Source organism: Microbacterium sp. LKL04 (genome assembly GCF_900102005.1).
GTDB lineage: Bacteria > Actinomycetota > Actinomycetes > Actinomycetales > Microbacteriaceae > Microbacterium.
Genome location: NZ_LT627736.1, coordinates 1179947 through 1202220, shown reverse-complemented (window position 1 = coordinate 1202220; position 22274 = coordinate 1179947). Strand labels below are relative to the sequence as shown.

16 protein-coding genes are annotated in these 22274 nt (G+C 71.8%); 8 read left to right on the top strand and 8 right to left on the bottom strand.

Annotated features, from left to right (window positions below):
• Window positions 1–40 precede the first annotated feature (40 nt).
• Both BLP38_RS05970 and BLP38_RS05965 read left to right on the top strand, forming a co-directional pair.
• Entirely contained in the window at window positions 41–751 is a 711-nt protein-coding gene (locus BLP38_RS05970) for a general stress protein (RefSeq protein WP_091354411.1), read from the top strand.
• Entirely contained in the window at window positions 748–1419 is a 672-nt protein-coding gene (locus BLP38_RS05965) for an alpha/beta hydrolase family protein (protein ID WP_091354407.1), read from the top strand. Before BLP38_RS05970 ends, BLP38_RS05965 begins: the two co-directional genes overlap by 4 nt.
• Here the strand turns inward: BLP38_RS05965 and BLP38_RS05960 are convergent.
• The 3 genes from BLP38_RS05960 to BLP38_RS05950 are packed head-to-tail and all read right to left on the bottom strand — an operon-like array spanning window position 1401 to window position 5653.
• Entirely contained in the window at window positions 1401–3179 is a 1779-nt protein-coding gene (locus BLP38_RS05960) for a gamma-glutamyltransferase family protein (RefSeq protein ID WP_091354403.1), read from the bottom strand. The two genes, BLP38_RS05965 and BLP38_RS05960, sit on opposite strands and share 19 nt — an antisense overlap.
• 10 nt (window positions 3180–3189) lie before the next feature.
• Complete coding sequence (locus tag BLP38_RS05955) at window positions 3190–4608, bottom strand: aminopeptidase P family protein (protein ID WP_091354399.1); 1419 nt, start codon at window positions 4606–4608, stop codon at window positions 3190–3192.
• Between the two features lie 31 nt (window positions 4609–4639).
• Window positions 4640–5653, bottom strand: coding sequence for an endonuclease/exonuclease/phosphatase family protein (locus BLP38_RS05950; RefSeq protein WP_091354395.1), 1014 nt, complete (start codon window positions 5651–5653; stop codon window positions 4640–4642).
• A 56-nt stretch (window positions 5654–5709) separates the two neighbouring features.
• Here BLP38_RS05950 and BLP38_RS05945 point away from each other — a divergent pair, with 56 nt between their 5' ends.
• On the top strand, window positions 5710–6588 hold the full coding sequence (locus BLP38_RS05945) for a PHP domain-containing protein (protein WP_091354392.1): 879 nt from the start codon (window positions 5710–5712) through the stop codon (window positions 6586–6588).
• 11 nt (window positions 6589–6599) lie between these two features.
• Here BLP38_RS05945 and BLP38_RS05940 read toward each other — a convergent pair whose 3' ends face one another.
• The gene (locus BLP38_RS05940; protein ID WP_091354387.1) at window positions 6600–8120 is read right to left on the bottom strand and encodes a DEAD/DEAH box helicase; all 1521 of its coding nucleotides are present in this window, start codon (window positions 8118–8120) and stop codon (window positions 6600–6602) included.
• 144 nt (window positions 8121–8264) lie between these two features.
• Between BLP38_RS05940 and BLP38_RS05935 the strand changes: the two genes are divergently transcribed.
• Window positions 8265–8999 carry a ferritin-like fold-containing protein gene (locus BLP38_RS05935; protein ID WP_091354383.1) on the top strand — a complete coding sequence of 245 codons (735 nt, stop codon included), beginning with the start codon at window positions 8265–8267 and terminating at the stop codon, window positions 8997–8999.
• Window positions 9000–9015: 16 nt separating this feature from the next.
• Here the strand turns inward: BLP38_RS05935 and BLP38_RS05930 are convergent, their stop codons facing one another.
• Together BLP38_RS05930 and BLP38_RS05925 are read right to left on the bottom strand one after the other, a co-directional pair.
• Window positions 9016–9306, bottom strand: a complete 291-nt coding sequence (locus tag BLP38_RS05930) for a hypothetical protein (protein WP_091354378.1) — start codon at window positions 9304–9306, stop codon at window positions 9016–9018.
• A 1-nt stretch (window position 9307) separates the two neighbouring features.
• On the bottom strand, window positions 9308–9529 hold the full coding sequence (locus BLP38_RS05925; protein WP_091354373.1) for a DUF3107 domain-containing protein: 222 nt from the start codon (window positions 9527–9529) through the stop codon (window positions 9308–9310).
• A gap of 165 nt (window positions 9530–9694) precedes the next feature.
• On the opposite strand from BLP38_RS05925, the gene BLP38_RS05920 reads away from it, so the two are divergent.
• Complete coding sequence (locus BLP38_RS05920) at window positions 9695–12772, top strand: ATP-dependent helicase (protein WP_091359580.1); 3078 nt, start codon at window positions 9695–9697, stop codon at window positions 12770–12772.
• Window positions 12769–16050: an ATP-dependent DNA helicase gene (locus BLP38_RS05915; RefSeq protein WP_091354370.1), complete on the top strand. Its 3282-nt coding sequence runs from the start codon at window positions 12769–12771 to the stop codon at window positions 16048–16050. Before BLP38_RS05920 ends, BLP38_RS05915 begins: the two co-directional genes overlap by 4 nt.
• 29 nt (window positions 16051–16079) lie before the next feature.
• Here BLP38_RS05915 and BLP38_RS05910 read toward each other — a convergent pair whose 3' ends face one another.
• Window positions 16080–17309, bottom strand: coding sequence for a phosphotransferase (locus BLP38_RS05910; protein WP_172824662.1), 1230 nt, complete (start codon window positions 17307–17309; stop codon window positions 16080–16082).
• Between the two features lie 64 nt (window positions 17310–17373).
• Between BLP38_RS05910 and nudC the strand changes: the two genes are divergently transcribed.
• The gene (gene nudC / locus BLP38_RS05905) at window positions 17374–18276 is read left to right on the top strand and encodes an NAD(+) diphosphatase (protein WP_091354364.1); all 903 of its coding nucleotides are present in this window, start codon (window positions 17374–17376) and stop codon (window positions 18274–18276) included.
• Window positions 18273–19985 carry an ATP-dependent helicase gene (locus BLP38_RS05900; protein ID WP_091354361.1) on the top strand — a complete coding sequence of 571 codons (1713 nt, stop codon included), beginning with the start codon at window positions 18273–18275 and terminating at the stop codon, window positions 19983–19985. Before nudC ends, BLP38_RS05900 begins: the two co-directional genes overlap by 4 nt.
• Before the next feature lie 789 nt (window positions 19986–20774).
• Here the strand turns inward: BLP38_RS05900 and BLP38_RS05895 are convergent.
• A complete protein-coding gene (locus BLP38_RS05895) occupies window positions 20775–22190 on the bottom strand; it encodes a zinc-dependent metalloprotease (RefSeq protein WP_091354358.1) in 1416 nt (471 codons plus the stop codon).
• Window positions 22191–22274 lie beyond the last annotated feature (84 nt).

Genomic DNA, 22274 nt, shown 5'->3' with positions numbered 1-22274 from the left:
TCCTGCGCCGAGGCAAAGACCACCGTGCGAGACTGAGCGCATGAGCATGATGGGCGGAGCCCCCAAGGAACACGGCGCGACGGTCGCCGAGTACACGGCGTACGAGGCGGCGCAGAAGGCCGTCTCGACCCTGATCGCGGCCGACGTCCCGGCGCAGGACATCGCGATCGTCGGGCGTGGTCTGCGCTCGGTCGAGCGCGTCACGGGTCGTCTCGGCTACGCCACAGCGGCGCGTTCGGGCGCCATCAACGGCGTCCTGCTCGGGCTCCTGTTCGCGGCGATCTTCGTGCTCGGAAGCCCGGGAGCCGTCCTGCAGCTCTTCGTCGGCGTCATGCTCGTCGGTATCGCCCTCGGCATGCTGCTGAGCATCATCAGCTACTCGATCCTCCGGCGTCGGCGCGACTTCACCTCGGTGACCCAGGTGATCGCCGACCACTACGACGTCACCGTGCTGCCGCGCAGCATCGGCCGTGCGAAGCAGCTGCTCGGCGCACCCGCCGCTCCGTCGTCACCGCCGGCGCGGCCCGCCGATCCCTCCGAGCCGCCGCGGTACGGCGAGCGGGTCGATCCCGGCGCGCCGGTGCCGCAGGCGGGCGAACGCGTCGATCCGGTCCCGGCGCCCGTCGCGGGCGAGCGCGTCGACCCGGCGGAGCCGCCGCGGTACGGCGAGCGGGTCGATCCGGCACCGGCGCCGCCCGCGCTGCCTCCGCACGAGGGCGCGAACCCCGCAGGTCCCGACCCGCAGCGATGATCCCGGTCTCCCTGCCCTCGGGCGGGGTCGAGCTCGACGCCTGGATCGATGAGGCCACCGATCCGATCGCCGTGATCGCCCTCGCTCACGGCGCGGGTGCGGGCCACGAGCATCCCTTCCTCGAGGGCGTCGCGCACGCGTGGAGCGCAGCGGGCTTCACCACGGTCCGCTTCGACTTCCCCTATCGGCACGCCGGGCGACGGATGCCGGGTCCCGCCGCGCATGCGATCGAGACCTGGTCGGCTGTCGAGACCTACTGCCGCAGGCTGCGGCCCGGCATCCCGTTCGCGGCAGCAGGCAAGTCCTACGGCGGGCGCATGGCGTCGATGGCGGCCGCGGAGGGGCGGATCGCTCCCGAGGCGCTCGTCTACCTCGGCTACCCGCTGCACCCTCCCGGTCGCCCCGAGAACGCGCGCGCGGCGCATCTGCCGTCGGTGTCCGCACCGCAGCTGTTCCTTGCGGGCACGAAAGATCCGTTCCTGCAGCCGCTCGCCGACCTCGAGGCCGCTGTCGCGTCCTGCCAGGTCGCCGACATTGAATGGTTCGAGGGCGGCGGGCACTCGTTCGAGGTCGCTGGGAGGAAACTGCCCGCGCACGAGGTCGGTGCGGCCACGGCGCGGGCCGCCGTCCCATGGCTCTCTGAGCGGCTTCAGCGTCCCGTCGCGTAGCCCTGCACGCCGCGCGGCTCGGCCGCGCCCCACAGGATGCCGGTGCCCCGATCGACGCCGACCGCCGATAGTCGGCCGAGAGACCAGTCCCCGGCGCGCGTGACGCGGTGACCGCGCTCTGCCAGCCCGTCGAGGACGCTGTCGCCCAGACGGTCCTCGGCGGCGACCCCGGTCGGATCCCACGTCCGCGGCCAGAACGAATCCACCATCGCCGCCGTGTGCAGCGTGGGAGCATCGATCGCCTGCTGCGCCGTGTACCCGCCGACGAACATGCGCAGCAGCATCGGCAGCTGCCACTGATCCTGCTGGTCCCCGCCGGGGGTCCCCAGGGCGATCCTCGTGTCACCGTCGTGGACGAACGTCGGCGACAGCGTGGTCCGCGGACGGTGCCCGGGGCGAAGGGCCGCCGGCGAGTGCTCGTCGAGCCAGCACATCTGCAGACGTGTACCGAGACAGAGCCCGAGCGACGGGACCGTGGGGGAGGACTGCAGCCAGCCTCCTGACGGAGTGACCGAGACGATGTTGCCCCATCGGTCGACGACGTCGATGTGGCACGTGTCCCCACGGGTCTGGCCCGTCCGCGCGACGGTGGGCTCGCCGGTGCCGGCCGCAGCCGCGCCCTCCCGGCGCAGCGGCGGCCGCCAGGGGCGCATACCGGGAGGCTCCGCGGGACGCCACTGCGACGACGCGCGGGCTCCGATCTCGGCGCGCCGCGCCGTGACGACGGAGTCGGCGAGGAGGGGAGCGGCATCCGCACCCTCTCCGAAGTAGGCGTCGCGGTCGGCGAGGACGAGCTTCAGAACCTCGATGAGCGTGTGTGCGCCGTCGGCGGTCGAAGGATCGAGTTGCACGTCCGGGAGCGGCTCGAGGATGCGCAGGGCCTCGAGAAGAGCGGGGCCCTGCGACCAGGCATCCGCTTTGAAGACCGTCCGGCCGCGGAAGCCCACGGACAGCGGAGCCTCGTACCGAGCCGGCGGGTCGACCAGATCGGCCGGGGCGAGGACGCCCGCGTGATCGGTGCCGCTGGAATGCCGGTGAGGACGGGCGAGGAACGCGCAGGCGTCGGCGAGAAGCCGCCGCCACTCCGTGCGCGCCGCGTCGATCCGCGCGGCGCGCACATCGGCGGGGTCGCCGGCGCCGGCGAGGCGGCGCAGGACACCGGCGTAGGCGGGGTTGCGGTGCAGGGAGCCTGCCGCAGGGACGTCGCCACCGGGCAACCACAGGTCCGCCGAGGACGTCCAGTGGTCTCGGAACAGGTCGGCGACGCGGCCGATCGTCGCCGCGGCGGACGGGAGGAGCGGATGCCCTGCTTCGGCGTACTCGATCGCGTATGACACGACGTCGGCGACCGACCACGTGCCGTGGTCGCGGAGCAGGAGCAGCCACGCGTCGACGGCGGCGGGGATCGCCGCGGCCAACCCACCGGCGCCCGGCACGAGATCGAGACCTCGTCCGACGAAATGCTCGATCGTGGCTCCGGCGGGTGCAGCGCCCTGTCCCATGAGCACCGTCGGCGTCTCGGCATCCGCCGGCTGGAACAGCCCCACGAGGTCGCCGCCGGGGCCGTTCAGGTGCGGTTCGACGACGTGCAGCACGAATCCGCCGGCGCAGGCCGCGTCGAACGCGTTGCCGCCGCGCTCGAGGACGGCCTGCGCGACGGCGGTCGCCGTGGCATGGGTGGATGCCGCCATCCCGAACGTCCCCGTCAGTTGAGGGCGCGTCGTGAAGGCGAGCGGCGGCGTGTACCCCGACATCGTCATCGCCGCGACCTCAGGCGCGGGCGCGTGCGATCCAGGCCTCGATCTCATCGGCGGTGCGGGGGATGTCGGCGGACAGGTTGACCGGACCGTCCTCCGTCATGAGGATGTCGTCCTCGATGCGGACGCCGATGCCGCGGTACTCCTCGGGAACCGTCAGATCGTCGATCTGGAAGTAGAGCCCCGGCTCGATCGTGAAGACCATGCCGGGCTCCAGTTCGCCGTCGTAGTACATCTCGCGACGCGCCTGCGCGCAGTCGTGGACGTCGATGCCGAGGTGGTGGCTCGTGCCGTGGACCATGTAGCGACGGTGCTGTCCGCCGCGGTCCGCGTCGAGCGCCTCCTCGGCGGTCACGGGGAGAAGGCCCCATTCGGCCGTCCGCGCCGCGATGACCTCCATCGCGGCTTCGTGGATCGTGCGGAACTTCACGCCCGGGCGTGCGGCGGCGAAGGCCGCATCGGCCGCTTCGCGGACCGTCTCGTAGATCCGCCGCTGGACGGCGGAGAACGTACCCGACACGGGAAGGGTGCGCGTGATGTCGGCCGTGTAGAGACTGTCGACCTCGACGCCCGCGTCGATCAGAACGAGGTCGCCCGGGACGACCGCGCCGTCGTTGCGCGTCCAGTGCAGGTAGCAGGCGTGCGGCCCCGACGCGGCGATCGTGTCGTAGCCCTCGCCGTTGCCGTCGGTGCGTGCGCGAAGGTGGAACACCCCTTCGATCGCCCGCTCGCCGCGCGGCGTGTCGATGATGCGGGGGAGTTCGGCGACGATGTCGTCGAACCCGCGTCCCGTCGCCTCGACGGCGAGACGCATCTGCGCGATCTCGTACCGATCCTTCACGAGACGCATCTCGGACACGAAGCGCGTCAGTTCGTCGTCGACCTCGACCGTCCTGTCGCGATCTGACTCCTGGAACGCATCGACGTGCGCTGTCGGGATGCCGAGCTCGGCGGACACCTCATCGAGCGAGGGACGGGGACCGATCCAGAACTCGCCGATCGCGGCATCCGCGTAGAACTCGGTCGTCGTCCGGTCCGCGCGCTCGCGGAGGTGCAGCGTGACCTCGTGGCCGCCGTCGACCGGGTCGAAGACGAGGACGGAGTCGGGGACCGCATCCGCGCCCCACCCGGTGAGGTGCGAGAACGCCGAGTGCGCGCGGAACGGGTAGTCGGTGTCGTTCGACCGCTGCTTGAACGAGCCGGCGGGGATGACCAGGCGCGTACCCGGGAAAGCGGCGGAGAGGGTCGCTCGGCGGGCGGCGGCGTAAGGTGCCTCGGCGCGCTCCGAGGGACGCGACCCGGGGCGTTCGGCCCAGCCCGTCGAGATCGAGTCGAGGAAGCCGGCGGGGAAGGGCTGCTTGCGATTGGTGGTCGCTGCAGCCGGGGTCTCAGGGGTCTCCGTTGCGATGGTGTCGCGCTCGTCGGTGGTCATCGTCCCAGTCTCGCACCGACCGCCTGAGACGTCAGCCCACCGGCTCCAACTGCACGATGACCGGACGGTGGTCGCTGCCCGACCCGTCGAGCGAGGTCACGACGACCGACCCCGTCGCGCGCCACGCGTCCGTCGCCATGACGTGGTCGATGGGAGCGCCCAGCAGAGCGGGCCAGTCGGTGTCCCACGTGCCGACGGCGCCGTTCCCCGTGACCGATGCCGCATCGTGGCAACGACCGAGCGTTCCGCCACCGGTGCCGAAGCGGCTCATATGGTCGACCGTGGCGTTGAAGTCGCCGGCGAGGATCACATCAGGGCTCGCGCACTGATCCGCGACCCACCGGAGGTCGCTGCGCCAGTGGTCCATGTCGTTCGGCCGCGGCGCGACGGCGTGCACGGCGACGATCGTCGGTCCCTTCCCGTTGACGGGCATCGCCACGACGCTGGGGACGACCGACGTGTTGCGCGTTCCGGAGGAGTCGGACGTCACGACGGCGTAATCGCCGAGCTCGGGGGAGATGAGGAGCGTCGTGTACGTGGCATCCCACCCCTGGTAGTTCTCCTCGTGGACCCACATCGGGTTTCCGCGTTCGCGCATCGCGACCGCGATCGCCTTGCCCGTCTCCTCCGTCGTCTCGGGGAGTGCGACGACGTCGACGTCCATCGCGATGGCCGTCTGCACGATCGCGTCGACGTCGGTCGCCGCCCCGGCGGTGTTCCATGTCATCACACGGATGCTGTCGGCGGTGGGTTCCGGGAGCCCCGGCGTCCCGACGCCGCGGAAGGCGAGGATGCCGACATTCGCCGCACAGGCGAGGATTCCGATCATCGCGATCCCCGCGCCGAAACCGCGGGTGCGGCGGCCGAGGCAGACGAGGAGGCCGAGCAGGGCGACGACGGCGAAGCCCACGGCGACGATGGGGCGGAGCGAGACGAGCTGGGCGATCGGGAAGGTCTGCTCGAGTCGGAAGAACTGCGGCCACGTGAGGATCGCGGCACCGATGGCGGCGGCGATCGTGAAGAGGATCCCCGTCAGTCGCAGCACACCACGACACTAGGCGGGGAGGCTGGGGAGTTTCTGCGCGCGGTACGCTCGTGACCATGTCCGCCGGGTCGCACGCTCCATCGGCCCCCCTCGGGCCGGGTGATCTGCACCTGCACTCGGACCACTCGGACGGGACGGAGCCTCCCGCCGCGGTCATGGCGGCCGCGCATCGCCACGGCATCCGCACCGCCGCCCTCACCGACCACGACACGACGTCGGGGTGGGCCGAAGCCGCGGACGCGGCCGTCTCGCTCGGGATGTCCTTCCTCCCGGGCATGGAGCTGTCCGCGCGGCACGAGTGGCGCAGCGTCCACGTGCTCGCCTACCTCATCGACCCCGAGGATGCGGGTCTGCGCGCATTGACCGATCGCATCCGCGCCTCGCGTCTCACCCGTGCCCGAACCATGGCCGATCGCATCGGCCGCGACTACGACCTGACGTGGGAGGACATCGAGGAGCAGACCGCCGACGGGGCGACGGTGGGACGGCCGCACATCGCGGACGCACTCGTCGCGCGTGGACACGTCCGCGATCGGGGCGAGGCGTTCGGCGGCATCCTGTCACCCGCGAGCGAGTACTACGTCGCGCTGTACGCTCCTGATCCCGTGACGGCCGTCGCCGCGGTCGCGGGGGCCGGCGGCGTGCCCGTCATCGCGCATCCGGCGGGCCGCGCCGGACTGCTGCCCGGCCGGATCGTCCGGGGCATGCTCGACGCGGGCCTCGCTGGATTCGAACTCGGCCACCGTGAGAACGTGGAGCCCGCGCTGAGCGAGCTGCGGCGGCTCGTCGCCGAACGGGGGCTGATCGCCACAGGGTCGAGCGACTACCACGGACGCGGCAAGCCGAACGTGCCGGGGGAGAACACCACGTCCGACGAAGCGATCGCGCGGATCGTCTCCCTCGGGACGGGGAGTTCGCTGGTCACGCCCTCGTAGGGCGCCCGACCTCAGGCGCCGGCGACCGGCGCGCCGGATCCCGACCCGCCGCGGCGGCGACGGCGGCGACGCGCGGGAGCGGGCTTGCCGTCGTGGTGCTCCTTGCCGGCGCCGTCGTGGGTGCCCGCGCCGTCGACGGCGCGGTCGGCGCTGTCGGATGCGGCGGGTACGGCGTCGGCTGCCGACGACTCGCCCTCCGCAGCGAACGTCGAACCGACCTTCGCGTCCGTGCCGCCGGTGCGGCGACGACGGCGACGGCGGGTACCGGCATCCGTCGACTGTTCCGCGGCGGCGTCGGCCGCACGTGCGGGTGCCGTGCTGGTGCGTGCGGGTGCGGCCTTCGGTGCCGTCGCGATCCGACCCTTGGTGCCGACCGGGATGTCGAGGTCCTCGAACAGGTGCGGGCTCGACGAATACGTCTCGAGCGGCTCGGGCTGGCCGAAGTCGAGCGCGCGGTTGATGAGGGCCCACTTGTGCAGGTCGTCCCAGTCGACGAACGTCACCGCGATGCCGGTCTTGCCGGCACGGCCGGTGCGGCCGGCGCGGTGGAGGTACGTCTGCTCGTCGTCGGGGATCGTGTGGTTGATGACGTGGGTCACGTCGTCGACGTCGATGCCGCGGGCGGCGACGTCGGTCGCGATGAGCACGTCGCGCTTGCCCGCCTTGAAGGCGGCCATCGAACGCTCGCGCGCTTCCTGGCTCATGTCGCCGTGCACGGCGCCGGCGCTGAAGCCGCGGTCGCCGAGCTCGTCGACGAGTCGCTGCGCGGCGCGCTTGGTGCGTGTGAAGATGACGGTCTTGCCCCGGCCCTCGGCCTGCAGGATGCGGGCGATGACCTCGTCCTTGTCGAGCGAGTGCGCACGGTAGACGACGTGCTTGATGTTGGCCTGCGTGAGACCCTCGTCCGGGTCGCTCGCGCGGATGTGGATGGGGTTCGACATGAACCGTCGCGCGAGGGCGACGATCGGCCCCGGCATCGTCGCCGAGTAGAGCATGGTGTGACGGACGGGCGCGACCTTCTGGAAGATCTTCTCGATGTCGGGGAGGAAGCCGAGGTCGAGCATCTTGTCGGCCTCGTCGAGGACGACCTCGGTCGCGTGCGACAGGTCGAGCAGGCGCTGGTTGTTGAGGTCGATGAGCCGGCCCGGGGTGCCGACGACGATCTGCGCGCCGGCCTTCAGCTGGTCGATCTGTCCTTCGTAGGCCTTGCCGCCGTAGATGGCGACGACGCTCGTGGCGCGCCCCGAGGTCAGCATGTCCATGTCCTCGTAGACCTGGACGGCGAGCTCTCGCGTCGGGACGACGATGAGGGCCTTGACGCCGGGCTCGGGGTTCAGTCCGAGGCGTTGGACGACGGGGATGCCGAAGCCGAAGGTCTTGCCGGTACCGGTCTTCGCCTGGCCGATGATGTCCTGGCCGGGCAGGCCGAGGGGGATGGTCTGCTCCTGGATCGGGAACGTGTCGACGATCCCCTTGGCGGCGAGGGTGTCGACGATGTCCTGATCGACGCCGAGCTCTGCGAACGTGGTCATGCTTTTCCGTGCCTGTCTGGCGGTGAGATGCCGCCGTGATGAGGGTCCACGCCCTTCACTCAGCCCCAGGCGCGGGGTCCCGATCCGACGCCGGGACGGATCCACCCTACCGGAGGGGTGCCTCCCGCCCCGTAGGCTGGCCCCGTGGTGAGGTGGTTCTGGCAGCGACGGCGACCCCCCGGGCGCATCCTGCGGTTGCGGTCCCGCGATGAGGCGAGCGATGTTCGCCGTGTCGACTTCCAGCAGCTCGCTCCCGACGTGGCGACCTACCTCGGACAGGCGGCCTACCTCCAGCTCGGGTACGCCGAGACCCTGAGCTCGGTCATCGAGCGCAGCCCCGAGCTCTCGCACAAGGAATCGCTCTCCCGGGCGACCGGCGCGGCGCTGCTCAAGCATCAGGCGCTGGTCGAGCTCATCCGCGATCGGGGCGACGACCCGCTCGAGCTGATGCTCCCCTTCCGGGAACCGCTCGACGCCTTCCGGATGGCGACCCACGGAGTTCGTCCGCTCGAGACGATGCTCACCGTGCACGTCACGGCGGGTCTCCTCGACGACTTCTATCTGTCCCTCTCGGGCAGCTACGGCGACACGGGCCGCCGTTCCGCAGCGATCCTCCGCGCGGATGCCGACCGCTCGCCGCTCGTTGCGATCGTCTCCGAGGCGATCGCGACCGACGACGAGCTGCGCTCACTGCTGAGCCTGTGGGGGCGCCGCCTGGTGGGCGACACGCTCCTGGTCGCGAGGGGCGCCCTGCGTTCGAGCACGACGGAGCGTCGCGGCGCTCTCGACCTCGACGACGAGAAGCAGGTCGAGCCCGTGTTCACCCAGCTCCTGGGGGCGCACTCCCGCCGGATGACGAGCATGGGGCTCGACGCCTGATCCGGCCGAGCCGTGCTCAGGCGATGCCGAGCTCGCGCTGCGTCCGAGCGTCGCGCGCGGCGCGGAGGCGAGAGACCACGAGCAGTGCGATCGGGACGACGATCACCGGGACCACGATGCTCAGGAGCCAGATCCAGCCGCTGTCGGGACCCATGCCGGCCCAGGTGAGCGCGGTCCACGTCCCGGTTCCGAGCAGGGCGCCGAGGATCGGTCCCACGGACGCGCCGCGCATCGAGCGGAGCGGAAGCGCGTAGTGCGCGGCTGCTCCGGCGATCGCTCCGAAGACGAGCGCCAGGACGACGAGCATGTCAGGCGACGAAGCCCACGCGGCGGGACTGGTCGGTGCCGACCTCGACGAAGGTGATGCCCGCGGTCGGGATGAGGTAGGTCGCGCCCTTCGCATCGGCGAGGGTCACGTAGTTCGCGCCGCTGTCGAGCGCGGCGCTGACCGTCTGCTTCACAGCCTCGGCGGTCTCGTTCGAATCGAAGCCGAGCTCGCGCGAGTTGGCGATGCCGATGCGGATCTCCACGGTGATGCCTGCCTTTCCCGGCCCGGGTCTCCGGGCGCGTCTCGAGCCTACGACACCGGCCGGGCGCGGGAGGCGGGTGGCCGCTCGCTGTCGGCGAACGAACGCGGGCCCGACGCGCGGGGCGCCGCGCCACGGGTGTCCGCGGTGCCGATTAGCGTGGACGGCATGCCCGCTGTGCCTTCCCGACCCGACCCGGCGCAGCTGGCGGTGATCGCGCTTGACCACACCGCTTCCGGCGTCGTCATCGGGGCGCCCGGAACGGGGAAGACGGCGACCCTCGTGAACCGCGTCGTCGCTCTCATCGACGGGGGGATGACGCCCGAGGAACTGCTCGTGCTGACCCCGACCCGGACGGCGGCGACCGGGTTGCGCGATCGCCTCGCGGTGGGTGTCGGCGTCGCGACGAGCGGTCCGCTCGCCCGGTCGGTGGCTGCCTTCGCCTATCAGGTGGTGCGCGCGCATGCCGTCCACACCGGTGATGAGCCCCCGCAACTCCTGACCGGGCCCGACGAGGACCGCATCATCGGCGACCTGCTCGCCGGCGACGCCGAGGACGAGCAGAACGGGCCGTCCCGGTGGCCGGAGTGGCTCGCCTCCGACATCCGCTCCACTCCGGGCCTGCGCGCGGAGATCCGCGCCTTCCTCGCGGAGATGACGACGCTCGGCATCGAGCCCGGCCGGCTCGCCGAGCGCGCCGACGCGACGGACAGACCGGTGTGGGCGTCGCTGGCGTCGTTCGCCCAGGAGTATCGCGCCGTCCGCGCGCGCATGCGCGGTGCGCACCGGGATGCCGCCGGCCTCGTGCGTGAAGCGGTGGGGCTTCTTCGCGACGCCCCCGCGGGCTCACCCGCTCTGGGGTCGGTCGCCGGCCTCCGTGCGATCCTCGTCGACGACGCCCAGGAGCTGACTCTCGGTGGCGTCGAGCTCCTCGAGGCATGTCGGACCCGCGGCATCGCCGTCCTCGCCTTCGGCGACCCCGACGTCGGATCGGGGTCCTTCCGCGGCGCCCATCCCGAGAACTTCGCGCGACTCGCCACGACGACGCACGTCCTCGACCGCGTGCACCGCGGGACGGCGGCGCAGCGCGACCTCACTGCACAGGTCACCTCGCGCATCGGCGCGGCCGGCCTCGTGGCGCACCGGCATCCACCCGTCGGCCTCGATCCGGATGAGAGCGTCCGCGCATTCACCCTGCGATCGGGAGCCGAGGAGTTCGATGTGATCGCCCGACTCCTGCGGGAGCGCCACGTGCACGACGGGATCCGCTGGGAGGATTGCGCGGTCATCGCCCACGACTCACGCCAGGTCACGGCCCTCGAGGCGGAGCTGTCGGCACGCGACGTCCCGACCGCGGCGGTAGGCCCCGCCCGTGCCCTCGCCGAGACGGTCATCGTCCGGGATCTGCTGCGCACCGTCGATCTCGCCGCGGTCGCATCGGGGGAACGTACGGACGACGACGTGCTCGACGCGCTGATCGGCGGTGGCCTCGACCCGGTGGAACTGCGTCGCCTGCGCGCCGCTCTCCGCCACGCGGAGCTCCGGAGCGGCGGCGAACGATCCGCCCGGGATCTGCTCGCGTCGGGGATGCGGCATCCGATCGAGTTCGACATGATCGACACCCCCGAAGCTCGCCGCGCCGCGCGCGTGGCCCGCACTCTCGCAGACCTGGGAGAGCAGTTGCAGGCCGGTGCGACCGCCCACGAGCTCCTCTGGACCGTTTGGGAGCAGCGTGGCCTCGAACGTCAGTTGCGATCCCTGGCCGACGGTCAGGGATCGATGGCCGACGGAGCCCGTCGCGACCTCGATGCCGTCGTCGCCCTGTTTGAAGCGGCGAAGCGGCACGGGGAGCGCGAGGACGGCACGGCGCCGATCGACTATCTGCGCGCTTTGCTGCACTCCGAGGTCGCCGAGGATCGCCTGCGGACCGGGACCGTGACGAGCGGCGTCCAGATCTCCACGCCGGCTGCAGCCCTCGGCCTCGAGTTCGACACCGTGATCATCTCGGGTGTACAGGACGGGGTGTGGCCGAACCTCCGACTGCGCGGCAGCCTCCTGGAGACCGCGCGGCTCGCTGAGGAGGACACCGACCGTGACACCGCGGACCGGCGCCGCGCGGTCCTGCACGACGAGCTCCGACTGTTCGCGCGTGCGGTGTCTCGGGCGCGATCCCGGCTCGTGGTGACCGCGGTCGACGACGACGACTCTGGCCCCAGCGTCCTGTTCGAGCTGCTGCCCCCCGCGATGCCCGCTCCGCGCTCGGCAGAGCATCCGCTGACGCTGCGCGGTCTCGTTGCGGCCCACCGTCGCACCCTCACGGATGCGCGCAGTGCGGAATCGGCACGAGCGGGGGCGGCGGGCCAGCTCGCTCTTCTCGCCGAGGCCGGCGTTCCCGGCGCGGATCCGGCGCAGTGGTACGGACTCGCCGAGCCGACCTCGACGTCTCCCATCCGGGACCTCGATGCTGCCCCGCTGCGCATCTCGCCGTCGCGCATCCATGCCCTCGAGCAGTGCCAGCTCGATTGGGTCATCGGCGATCTCGGTGGCGATCCAGGGACTGCGGTCGCGGGACTCGGAACCCTCCTGCACGCTGCGCTGGAACGTGCGGAGGCGGGGGATGCCGAGACGCTGTGGGCCTTCGTCGAGGAAGGCTGGTCGCAGCTCGAGTTCGACGCCGCGTGGATCGACGAGGCCGAGCGCCGTCGCGCCCGCGACCTCGTCGACAGACTTGCCGCCTATCTCCGCGACACGGAGCGGGACGGCACCAACCTGGTGGGCGCGGAGCCGCACTTCGAGGTCACGCTGCCGGTTCCCGATGCCGCGCATCCGGCGATCCTGTCGGGCTACATCGACCGGGTCGAGCGCACGCGGGACGGCCGCGTCGTCATCGTCGACCTGAAGACGGGTCGGTATGAGGCGACGGGGGACCAGGCCGCTGCGGAGAATCCGCAATTGGCTGCATATCAACTGGCCTTCGAGCGCGGAGCGATCCCCGAGGTGGCAGGTGCCGACGGGGGCGGGGCGAAGCTCCTGGTCCTGAAGGGGACGCGGAACGCTCCCTACGCACAGCCGAGGCAGGCACCGTTCGACGACGAGACGCGCGCGGCATTCCTCTCCCGCGTCGAGGAGGCGGTCCGTGTGATGCGAGGAACCTCGTTCATCGCACCCTTCGAGGAGCACTGCCGCGACGACCACACCCGCGGGCTCTGCCGCATCCACACGATCGGCCCGGTGAGTTCTGCGTGAGTGCCCCGTTCGTCAGCCCCGAAGCCGTCGCGGCGGCCCTCGGCCAGTTCCCGCCGACGACCGAGCAGTCCGCGGTCATCTCCGCGCCCATGTCTCCCGCGCTCGTCGTCGCGGGAGCGGGGAGCGGTAAAACGGAGACGATGGCCGGCCGCGTCGTGTGGCTCGTCGCCAACGGCCTCGTCCGCCGCGACGAGGTGCTCGGACTCACCTTCACCCGCAAGGCCGCGGGCGAGTTGGCGGAGCGCATCGGGTCGCGGCTTCGCCGGCTCGCCGAGTTCGAGCGGCGAGGACTGCTCCCGCAGCTCGAACGACTCCACGCCGACGGTCGTCTCGCCGTGTTCGGAGAGCTCGAGCGCTCGGGCGCCCCCGACTCGGCCCGCCGCGCCGCGCTCGACGCCCTCGCGCCCGATGGCGCCGCGCCGGATGCGGGCGACGCGCTGCTCGAGCGGCCCGCCGTCTCGACGTACAACAGCTTCGCGGATGCGATCGTGCGCGAGAACGCGGTCCGGATCGGTCGTGACGCCGAAGCGGTGGTGCTCAGCGAATCGGCGGCGTGGCTGCTGATGCGCCAGGTCGTGCTGTCCTCCGACGACCCCCGCCTGCCCGATCGCCCGGAGCGACCCTCGACGATCATCGACGCCGCTCTGCGGATCGCTCGGGACAGTGTCGACAACCTCGTCGCCCTCGCCGACCTCGAGGCATTCGCGGGCGGGTTCCAGGACGTCCTCGACAGGCCGAGTCAGCGCGCCGGGACGACGGTCTATGCGGACGTGCGGACGGCGGCTGAGAAGGTCTCGGGGCTCACGGTCCTGACCGCTCTGGCGCGCACGTACGACGCCGAGAAGCGTCGCCGCGGCCTGATCGACTTCTCCGACCAAGTGGCCGGCGCTCTGCAGGTTGTCCGCGCACATCCGTCGGTGGCCGACGAGGTGAGGCAGCGCTATCGGGTCGTCCTCCTGGACGAGTACCAGGACACGTCCGTCGTGCAGACGGACCTGCTGGCCGCCCTGTTCCGCGGAACCGCGGTCATGGCCGTCGGCGACCCGCACCAGTCGATCTACGGGTGGCGCGGCGCGAGCGCGGGCAATCTCGGCGACTTCGCGCGATCCTTCGATCCGGATGCCGCGGCTCGCACGTACTCGCTTCTGACGAGTTGGCGCAACGGCGTCGACGTCCTCCGCGCCGCCGGCGCCGTCCTCGAACCGCTCGACGCACCCGTGGAGGTCGGAGCTCTCCGCCCTCGCCCGGGAGCCCCCGCCGGACGCGTCGACATCGCCGTCGAAGACGACGTCGACGCGGAGGCGGGCGCCGTGGCCGACTGGTTCCGCGGCGTCCGGGAGGAGCGTCAGCGCGCCGGTCGTCAGACGACGGCGGCCGTGCTCGTGCGGAGCAAGAAGCACATGGTCCGGTTCGCCGACGCGCTGGGGCGGCGCGGCATCCCGCATCGCATCCTCGGGCTGGGCGGTCTCCTCTCGACACCGGAGGTGGTCGACGTGGTGGCCGCGCTCAGAGTGATCAGCGACCCGCGAGCAGGATCCGCCCTCATCCGATTGCTCGCCGGGCCGAGGTGGTCGATCGGGCTCGCGGATCTGCGGGAGCTCGCCCAGGTGGCCGCACGGCTGGTCCGTCACGACACGGCGCTCCAGCCACTCCCGCCCGAGCTCGCCGAGACGATCCGCTCCTCGGCCGGGGACGAGGGCGGCTCGCTCGTCGCGGCGCTCGACTTCGTCTCGCGGCAGAAGCCCGACCACGGCTGGCTGGGCGGCTTCACCCCAGCGGCGCGGACCCGGTTGCGAGAGGCCGGTGCCGTGTTCGCGGGACTGCGCCGCGCATCGGCCCTTCCGATTCCGGAGCTCGTCCGGCTCATCGAGGCGGAACTGCGTCTGGACGTGGAACTGGCCGCGAACGAGTCGCGCGGCCCCGCCCGGACGGCCTCGGATCAGCTGCGCGCCTTCATCGACGAACTGCACGGCTTCCTGCAGACCGACGAACGCGGCTCGCTGCCGAGTCTGCTCGCCTGGTTGGACCGGGCGGAACGCATCGACGAGTTCGCCCCGCGCACGGAGCCCCCCGAGGAGGACGTGGTCCAGCTGCTGACGATCCACGGCTCGAAGGGTCTCGAGTGGGATGCCGTGGCGGTCGTCCGCGGCGTCGAAGAGGAGCTGCCGGCTCGGCTGCAGGACTCGAAGGGCTGGGTGGGGTTCGGGGTGCTGCCGTACTCCTTCCGAGGGGACAGGGAATGGCTCCCCGACCTGAGATGGCGCGCGCACGACGCACCCACCCAACAGGACCTCAAGTCGGCACTCGGGTCGTTCACCGAGGGGATCCGTGAGCGCCACCTGGCCGAGGAGCGGCGTCTCGCGTACGTCGCCGTCACCCGGGCGCGCGAGCATCTGCTGATCTCCGCCTCACCGTGGGCGGGCACCAAGAAGCCGCGCCGGGTGAGCAGATTCGTCACAGAGATCGCCGCAGAGCTCGAGATCCCGCTCCCCGCGGCGGACGAGACCGAGAACCCCTACGAGGGTGCGCGAGCCACCCTCGAGTGGCCCATCGACCCGCTCGGCGCACGCGGGCCGAGGGTCCGGGATGCTGCTGCGCGCGTCCGGGAGGCGATGGTTTCGGCCCCGGCGACACCGACCCGCGACCTCGAGCTGCTGCTCGCCGAACGGGCCGCCCGCGCGGCCGGCCAGAAACGCGCCGCGCCCACCCGCATCCCGGCCTCACGGTTCAAGGACTTCGTCGCCGACTACGACGCAGCAGCGACGGCGGTCGCCCGCCCGCTGCCGGAGCGGCCGTACCGGCAGACACGGCTCGGCACGCTGTTCCACTCCTGGGTCGAGCAGCGCTCCGGGCTCGTGGCGAGGTCCCGTTCCGCGGACGACGTGCTGTGGGACGACGACGAGGACGCCGGCTCGATGTCCTCCGCGGATGCCGACGCGCTGGACCGGCTGCGGGAAGCCTTCCTCGCGTCGGAGTGGGGCCCGCTGCAGCCGATCGAAGTGGAGACCGAGATCGACTTCGTCGACGTGGACGCGTTCGGCGACGGACGCCCGCACATCGTCATCTGCAAGCTCGATGCCGTCTACCGGCGCGGGGACCGCATCGAGATCGTCGACTGGAAGACCGGCCGCCCGCCACGCACGGCAGCCGAACGGACCGAGCGGATGCTGCAGCTCGAACTGTACCGACGGGCGTACCACGCCAAGCACGGGGTGCCCCTTGAGATGATCGACGTCGCGCTCTTCTACGTCGCGGACGAGCTCATCCTCCGGGCCTGACCGCACGCGGGGTCAGCGGGCGGAAGGGCTCAGGCGGTTCCCGTCCAGCGGCGGAGCGCGTTCTTCGCGGCGTCGTCGGGGTCGCGCTCCTCGGCCGCCGGCGCGTCGTCGGTCCCGGGCCAGTCGCTGAACTCGATCGGTTCGGTCTCGTCGCCCTCTCGGGATTCCACCGGCTCAGGAGCCTCGTCCTCGTAGCCGTCCAGCATTCCGGGGTCGTAGGCGTCGGTCTGCATCGACGTGTCGATGGACTCGGTGGTCGTTGCAGGCACACGGCCGATCGCCGCGATGGCGTCGTCGATGCTCACCGTGCCCGAGCCGATCGGCGGCTCGTCGCGGACGCTCTCGTCGAGGGAGGTGAGCAGCGCGACGGCATCCGTCATCACCGAATCGGACGCGGATCCGTGTCCGTGCACGAGCCACTTGGCGAATTCGAGCTCGGCGTGCAGGCGAGCGCGCTCGGCGAGCATCGTGTCGGGCGAGCGTCCCGCGGCCGCGGCATACGCGGCGATGACGTCGGGGGCGGCATCCGGAGCACTGGCGATCCAGCGGAGGTCCTCGGCGGGGTCGCCGACGCTCAGTCCGCCCCAGGCCAGCAAGCCGTCGACGGTCGGGACGCCGTCGACGTCGATCAGGGTGAAGGAGGCGGGGTCGATGCCGCCCAGGACGACCGTGGGCTCGACGTTCCACAGGCCGTCCAGCGCAATGGCGCGGCTCCACCGACGCAGGAGCCCGAACGGCAGACGCCCGGTGGCTTCGGCGCGGTCGAGGAGGCGCTCGGTGTCGGAACGGACCTGCGCGGCCGTGCGGGACGGAAGACCCGCGCTCTGGACGATCGAGGTCGGCAGATCGTGGATGCCGGCGATCGCCGTCGCAACGGCTGTCGCCACACCGCGGCCGGCCGGGATGTGCGCCGCGTCGACACGGTATCCCGGCAGGTGCGTCTCGACACGGGCGGTGCGGCCGTCGATCCGCGCCTGGCCGAGGACCTCGGGGGCGCGGAACGGAAGCATGGCCCGGACACCGGCCGTCAGCGCAGCGAGCGCGGCAGCCTCCCGCGAGGCGTCCGCTTCGGCCTCGTCGCTCTCGGGCACCCGGACGACGAGCCGTGTGCCGTCGTCGAGGTGGACGAGCGCGCTGTCGTACCGCCCGCCGGCCCCTTCGCTCAGCCGTCCCGCTGCGGTGATGCTCGTGCGCACGCCCGAGGCTTGCGAGAGAGCTGCCGTCGCCGCCGCGGCTAGAGTGAGAGGAGAGCGTGCCATGCCCCCCAGGGTAGGCGGGGCCCGCCGCAGCGCATTCGCGCCACGCCCGCAAGAGAGGTCCTCGATGACGACGAAGGACGTCCCGCCGCCACTGGCTCGAGCGGTCATCGACCGTGCAGCCGAAGAGCGGCTCGACGAAGGTCTGCTCACCCGCATCCAGCAGGACGCCGGTACGCGTGTCCTGCTGCTGCACGGCGACCGTGCCCCGCTCGACCAGCATTCCGCCCTCCGGTGGCTCCGTCCGGACGCCGTCCCCGGTGACGCCGTCTGGGCCTTCCTCGGACGCGACGCCGGCGAGCATGCCGTCGCGCTGGCGGCTCTGCCCGCCGCGGCCCCCGAACCGGTCGTGGATGCGGCCGGCTGGGGCAGCCTGCGCGTGATCGGCGGAGAACTCGACCCCGACGACGCCGGACGCGTCGTCCAGGGGTTGAGCCTCGGGCGCTGGCTGCTCGACGCGCCGTTCTGCCCGACCTGCGGAGGGTCGACGGAGATCCAGCAGGCCGGCTGGTCCCGGCGATGCGTCGTCTGCGGGCGTCAGCACTTCCCCCGGACGGATCCCGCCGTCATCGTGGCTGTCGCGAGCGCGGACGGTGAACGACTCCTGCTCGGGCGCAACGCGGCGTGGGGCGACATCCCGGTGTACTCGACGTTCGCCGGATTCGTCGAGGCGGGGGAGTCTCTCGAGACCACCGTCGAACGCGAGGTCGCCGAGGAGGCGGGCGTGCGCCTGGACCGCATCGTCTATCGCGGTTCGCAGGCGTGGCCGTACCCGCGTTCGCTCATGCTCGGGTTCACCGCCTACGCCGTCGCCGATGACGAGGCGCGTCCCGATGGGGAGGAGATCCTCGACGTCCGTTGGTTCACGCGCGCCGAGATCCGCAAGGCTCTCGCGGGTCGCGGTGAGATCCGCCTCCCGGGGTCCGCGTCGATCGCACGCAGCCTGATCCTCCGGTGGGTGGGGGAGTGAGCTCGGACCCCCTCGCCGATCTCGACGACCGTCAGCGCGAAGCGGCGAGCACCCTCCGGGGTCACGTGTGCGTCCTCGCGGGTGCCGGTACCGGAAAGACGCGTGTCATCACACACCGGATCGCTCACGGCGTCGACACCGGCGCCTACTCGCCGCAGCGCGTCATGGCGGTCACGTTCACGACGAAGGCCGCGGGCGAGCTGCGCGGCCGACTCCGGTCGCTCGGCGTGGAGGGAGTCGCGGCGCGCACGTTCCACGCTGCAGCCCTCGCACAGCTGAACTTCTTCTGGCCGCAGGTCGCGGGAGACACCGCCCCGGCGATCGTCGACAGCAAGGTGCGCCTCCTCGCTCACGCCGCCGACGGGATCGGCCTGCGCCTCGATGCGTCTACGCTGCGTGATGTCGCCTCGCAGATCGAGTGGCGCAAGGTCACGATGCGATCGATCGAGGACTACGCGCAGGTGCGGCCCACCGGCATCCCGGGTCTCTCGATCGACCCCCTCGTCGGCCTGCAGCGCGCGTACGAGAAGCTGAAGGACGAGCGTCGTCAGCTCGACTTCGAGGACGTCCTGCTCGCGTGCGCCGGGATGATCGAGTCGGAGCCGCGCGTCGCGACGGCCGTCCATGAGCAGTACCGGCACTTCACGGTCGACGAGTATCAGGACGTCTCGCCGGTCCAGCACCGCCTGCTCCAGCTGTGGCTCGGCGAACGCAAGGATCTGTGCGTCGTCGGCGACGCGAGCCAGACGATCTACTCGTTCGCGGGTGCCGATCCGCGCTATCTCCTCGAGTTCGCCCAGCGCGACGAGGACGTCACCGTCGTGCGCCTGGAGCGGAACTACCGATCGGATGCCGCGGTCCTGGCCGTCGCGAACGAACTGATGCGCGGGCGGCCCGGGGCGCTCCAGCTCGCGACGCCGGCCCCCGCCGGTCCCGCGCCCGAGGTCACCTCCTACGAGGACGACGCCGCCGAGGCCGACGGCATCGCGGATCGGATCGCCGCGCAGCTGAAGACGGGAATCGACCCGCACGACATCGCGGTCCTCTACCGCTTGAACGCTCAGTCGGCGCCGTTGCTCGCCGCCCTCTCGTCGCGCGGCATCGCTGCGACCGTTCTCGGCGGCAAGAGATTCTGGGACCTGCCCGAGGTCCGCCAGGCGCTTCTCGCGCTTCGCGGTGCATCGGTCGCGCCGATGTCCGGGTCCTTCATCGCGACGGTCCGGGACGTGCTGCGGTCGCTCGGGTTGACGGACGAGGCTCCTCCCGCGGGGGGCGCGCTGCGCGATCAGTGGGAGGCGCGGGCTGCGGTTCTCCGCCTCGCCGAAGAGGCGCCGGAGGGTACGACCCTGCGGGCGTTCACCGACGAGCTGACGGCCCGCGCCAAGGCCCAGCACGAACCGGCGATGCGCACCGTGACCCTCGCGACCCTTCACGCGGCCAAGGGGTTGGAGTGGGCGCACGTGCATCTCATGGGATTGAGCGAGGGGCTGCTCCCGATCTCCTACGCGACGACGTTCGAGCAGGTCGACGAGGAACGCCGCCTGGCGTACGTCGGCGTCACGCGGGCCGCGCGAACGCTGTCACTGTCGTGGGCGCAGCGGTCGGGGAATCGGGAGCGTCAGCGATCCAGATTCCTTCAGGAGATCGGCAGAGGCACGCTCCGTGAGGCCGGTGCTCGCGCAGCTCGCGCCGGTCGTCCGTCGCACTGACGACGATCGATCGCCCGGCGTCTCCGGTCCGGAGCATGCGCGCGGCGAGCGTCGCCGCCTCGACGAGGAGCAGCGGGTCCGTCGGGACCGACGGGCGGGCGAGCAGTTGAGCGGCGACGAACGGCCACTCCGGATCACGCTCGCGCCGTTCGGCGTGCACGCACGCCAGGCAGGCGGTGGCGCCGGGGATCACGAGCGGGCCCACCACGACCCGATCGCCCGACAGCTCGATGGGAAGGTGCGGGATGTCGCTCGCCGTCAGGCGCGCAGCGCGATGCGGGTCGACCAGGCGAGCAGCCACGAGGACGATCGGCGCGTACCCCGACGGCAGCGCCCAGCGAGCGGTGTCCTCGACGCTCAGACCGGCGCCCGCCATACCCGCCAGCAGCGTCCGCTCCTCCTCCCGCGCGAGGTCCGCGGGGAGCTCGACGCGCACGGGAGGGCTCGCGATCTCATCGGTGACGAGAGAGTCCTGGATGCGGCGGATGAAGGCGTCCGCCTCGGCATCGCTCGCGCCCAGTTCACGTGCGAGCGGACCGAGTCGCGCGTCCGGGATGCCGCTCACGAGTTCGTCGAGCAGTCGCTCCTGCCACGGGCGCAGTCCCGTCAGGGGAGTCTCGTCGTCGATCCCCAACTGGACGCTGGTGGGTGTCCGCCAGAGCGGAGGATGTGAGGGAGCGAGGCGCAGCATGCCGCGATTCTGTCGGCGACCGCCGCGCGGCGTGTGCCCCCTCCACAGCCGCCGCGATCACGATCCGCTGCGGGGCTTCTGTGGAGGAGGCTGTCGGCTCAGACCGGGCGCGGGCCCGTCGGGCCGTCGTCACCCGGCTCGTCGTCGTTCTTCGGGGTTTCTCCGGAGGCGTCGTCCGCCGCGGCTTCCTCGTCGAGCAGCGCCGCGAGGGCGTCGTCGAAGGCATCGCGCTCGGGCTCCTCGCCCCGCTGACGGGCCTGCAGACGGGCGATGAGACCGGCGGGGTCGTCGATGTCCTCTGCGGTGGGCATCAGGTCGGGATAGTCCCACAGCCCATCGCGGACAGCAGGACCGACGGCATCCGTGACGGCCCGCCACATCGCGGCGGCCTCACGCAGGCGCCGCGGACGCAGCTCCAGACCCACGAGCGAGGCCATCGCCTGCTCGCCGGGTCCACCGACGGCGCGGCGGCGGCGTACCGCCTCGGCGATGCGATCGGCTGACGGGACGCGCGTCGTCGCGTCCGCGGTCACGACGTCGACCCACCCCTCGATCGTGGCGAGGAGGTTCTCGAGCCGGGTGAGAGCGGCGACCTGGGCTTCGGAGCGCTGGGGGAGGAGCGCGCCGCTCTCGATCGCGGCCTTCAGCTCCTCGGGTGCCGACGGGTCGAAGCGCGACGCGAGCTCCTCGAGTGCATCCGTGTCCACGTGCACGCCGCGCGCGAAGTCGGTCACCTGCGAGATGACGTGCAGGCGCAGCCACCGGGCGTGACGGAACAGGCGGGCGTGTGCCAGCTCGCGGGTCGCCAGGACGAGGGCGAGCTGGTCCTCCTCGATCTCGAGGTCGCGTCCGAAGTCGGCGAAGTTCTGCGGCAGGATCGCGGCGTCGCCCGTGGGCATGAGAGGGATGCCGACGTCGCCACCGCTGACGACCTCGAGGGAGAGCTTCCCGATCACCGACCCGAGCTGCCCGGCGAAAAGCGCGCCGCCGACGCGGCGCATGAGGCGTCCCGCGCCCTGGATCGCCGACCGCATCTCTTCGGGCGTCTGCGATTCGAGGGCCGCCATGAGAGCGTCGCTGATCGACGTGGCCACCGGCTCGGCGAGCTCCTGCCACACCGGGAGCGTGGCTTCGACCCACTGGCCGCGCGTGATGGGCTTCGGCTCCTGGGCGAGCTCGGCGATCGCGGTGACCTCGCTGAGCCAGAGCGAGGCGAGGGCGAACGCCTGATCGAACTCGGTTCGGGCACCGGAACTGATGCCCAGCCCGTCGCGGTTGGCGATGTGCAGCGCCTGCGTCTTCGCGGCGGACCAGTCGAGGCCGTCGTCGTCGCCGTCAGCGGACATCGCGGCCTGGAACTGCCGCATGATGTTCTGCATCATCGCCGGATCGATGCCCATGCTCGAGAGCTGACGCAGCTGCTCGGGGTCGATCCCGCCCTGCCCGCCGAGCATGCGCCGCAGCATCTCGGCGAGGTCGTCGTCACCGGGCAGATCGTCGTCTGCAGGAGTCATGTCAGGCGCCTTTCAGCAGGGGGGAGACGTCTCGTTCTACGCTAGTCGCAGGTTTTCTCCGCCCGGTCCGAGCGGGAGACGTCC

Excerpts from the sequence above, each read along its gene's own strand:
- BLP38_RS05955 (WP_091354399.1), bottom strand. The coding sequence starts at position 4,608 with ATGACCACCGACGAGCGCGACACCATCGCAACGGAGACCCCTGAGACC.
- nudC (WP_091354364.1), top strand. The coding sequence starts at position 17,374 with ATGACGACGAAGGACGTCCCGCCGCCACTGGCTCGAGCGGTCATCGAC.
- BLP38_RS05930 (WP_091354378.1), bottom strand. The coding sequence starts at position 9,306 with ATGCTCGTCGTCCTGGCGCTCGTCTTCGGAGCGATCGCCGGAGCAGCC.
- BLP38_RS05940 (WP_091354387.1), bottom strand. The coding sequence starts at position 8,120 with ATGACCACGTTCGCAGAGCTCGGCGTCGATCAGGACATCGTCGACACC.
- BLP38_RS05910 (WP_172824662.1), bottom strand. The coding sequence starts at position 17,309 with ATGGCACGCTCTCCTCTCACTCTAGCCGCGGCGGCGACGGCAGCTCTC.
- BLP38_RS05920 (WP_091359580.1), top strand. The coding sequence starts at position 9,695 with ATGCCCGCTGTGCCTTCCCGACCCGACCCGGCGCAGCTGGCGGTGATC.
- BLP38_RS05945 (WP_091354392.1), top strand. The coding sequence starts at position 5,710 with ATGTCCGCCGGGTCGCACGCTCCATCGGCCCCCCTCGGGCCGGGTGAT.
- BLP38_RS05960 (WP_091354403.1), bottom strand. The coding sequence starts at position 3,179 with ATGACGATGTCGGGGTACACGCCGCCGCTCGCCTTCACGACGCGCCCT.
- BLP38_RS05895 (WP_091354358.1), bottom strand. The coding sequence starts at position 22,190 with ATGACTCCTGCAGACGACGATCTGCCCGGTGACGACGACCTCGCCGAG.
- BLP38_RS05970 (WP_091354411.1), top strand. The coding sequence starts at position 41 with ATGAGCATGATGGGCGGAGCCCCCAAGGAACACGGCGCGACGGTCGCC.
- BLP38_RS05965 (WP_091354407.1), top strand. The coding sequence starts at position 748 with ATGATCCCGGTCTCCCTGCCCTCGGGCGGGGTCGAGCTCGACGCCTGG.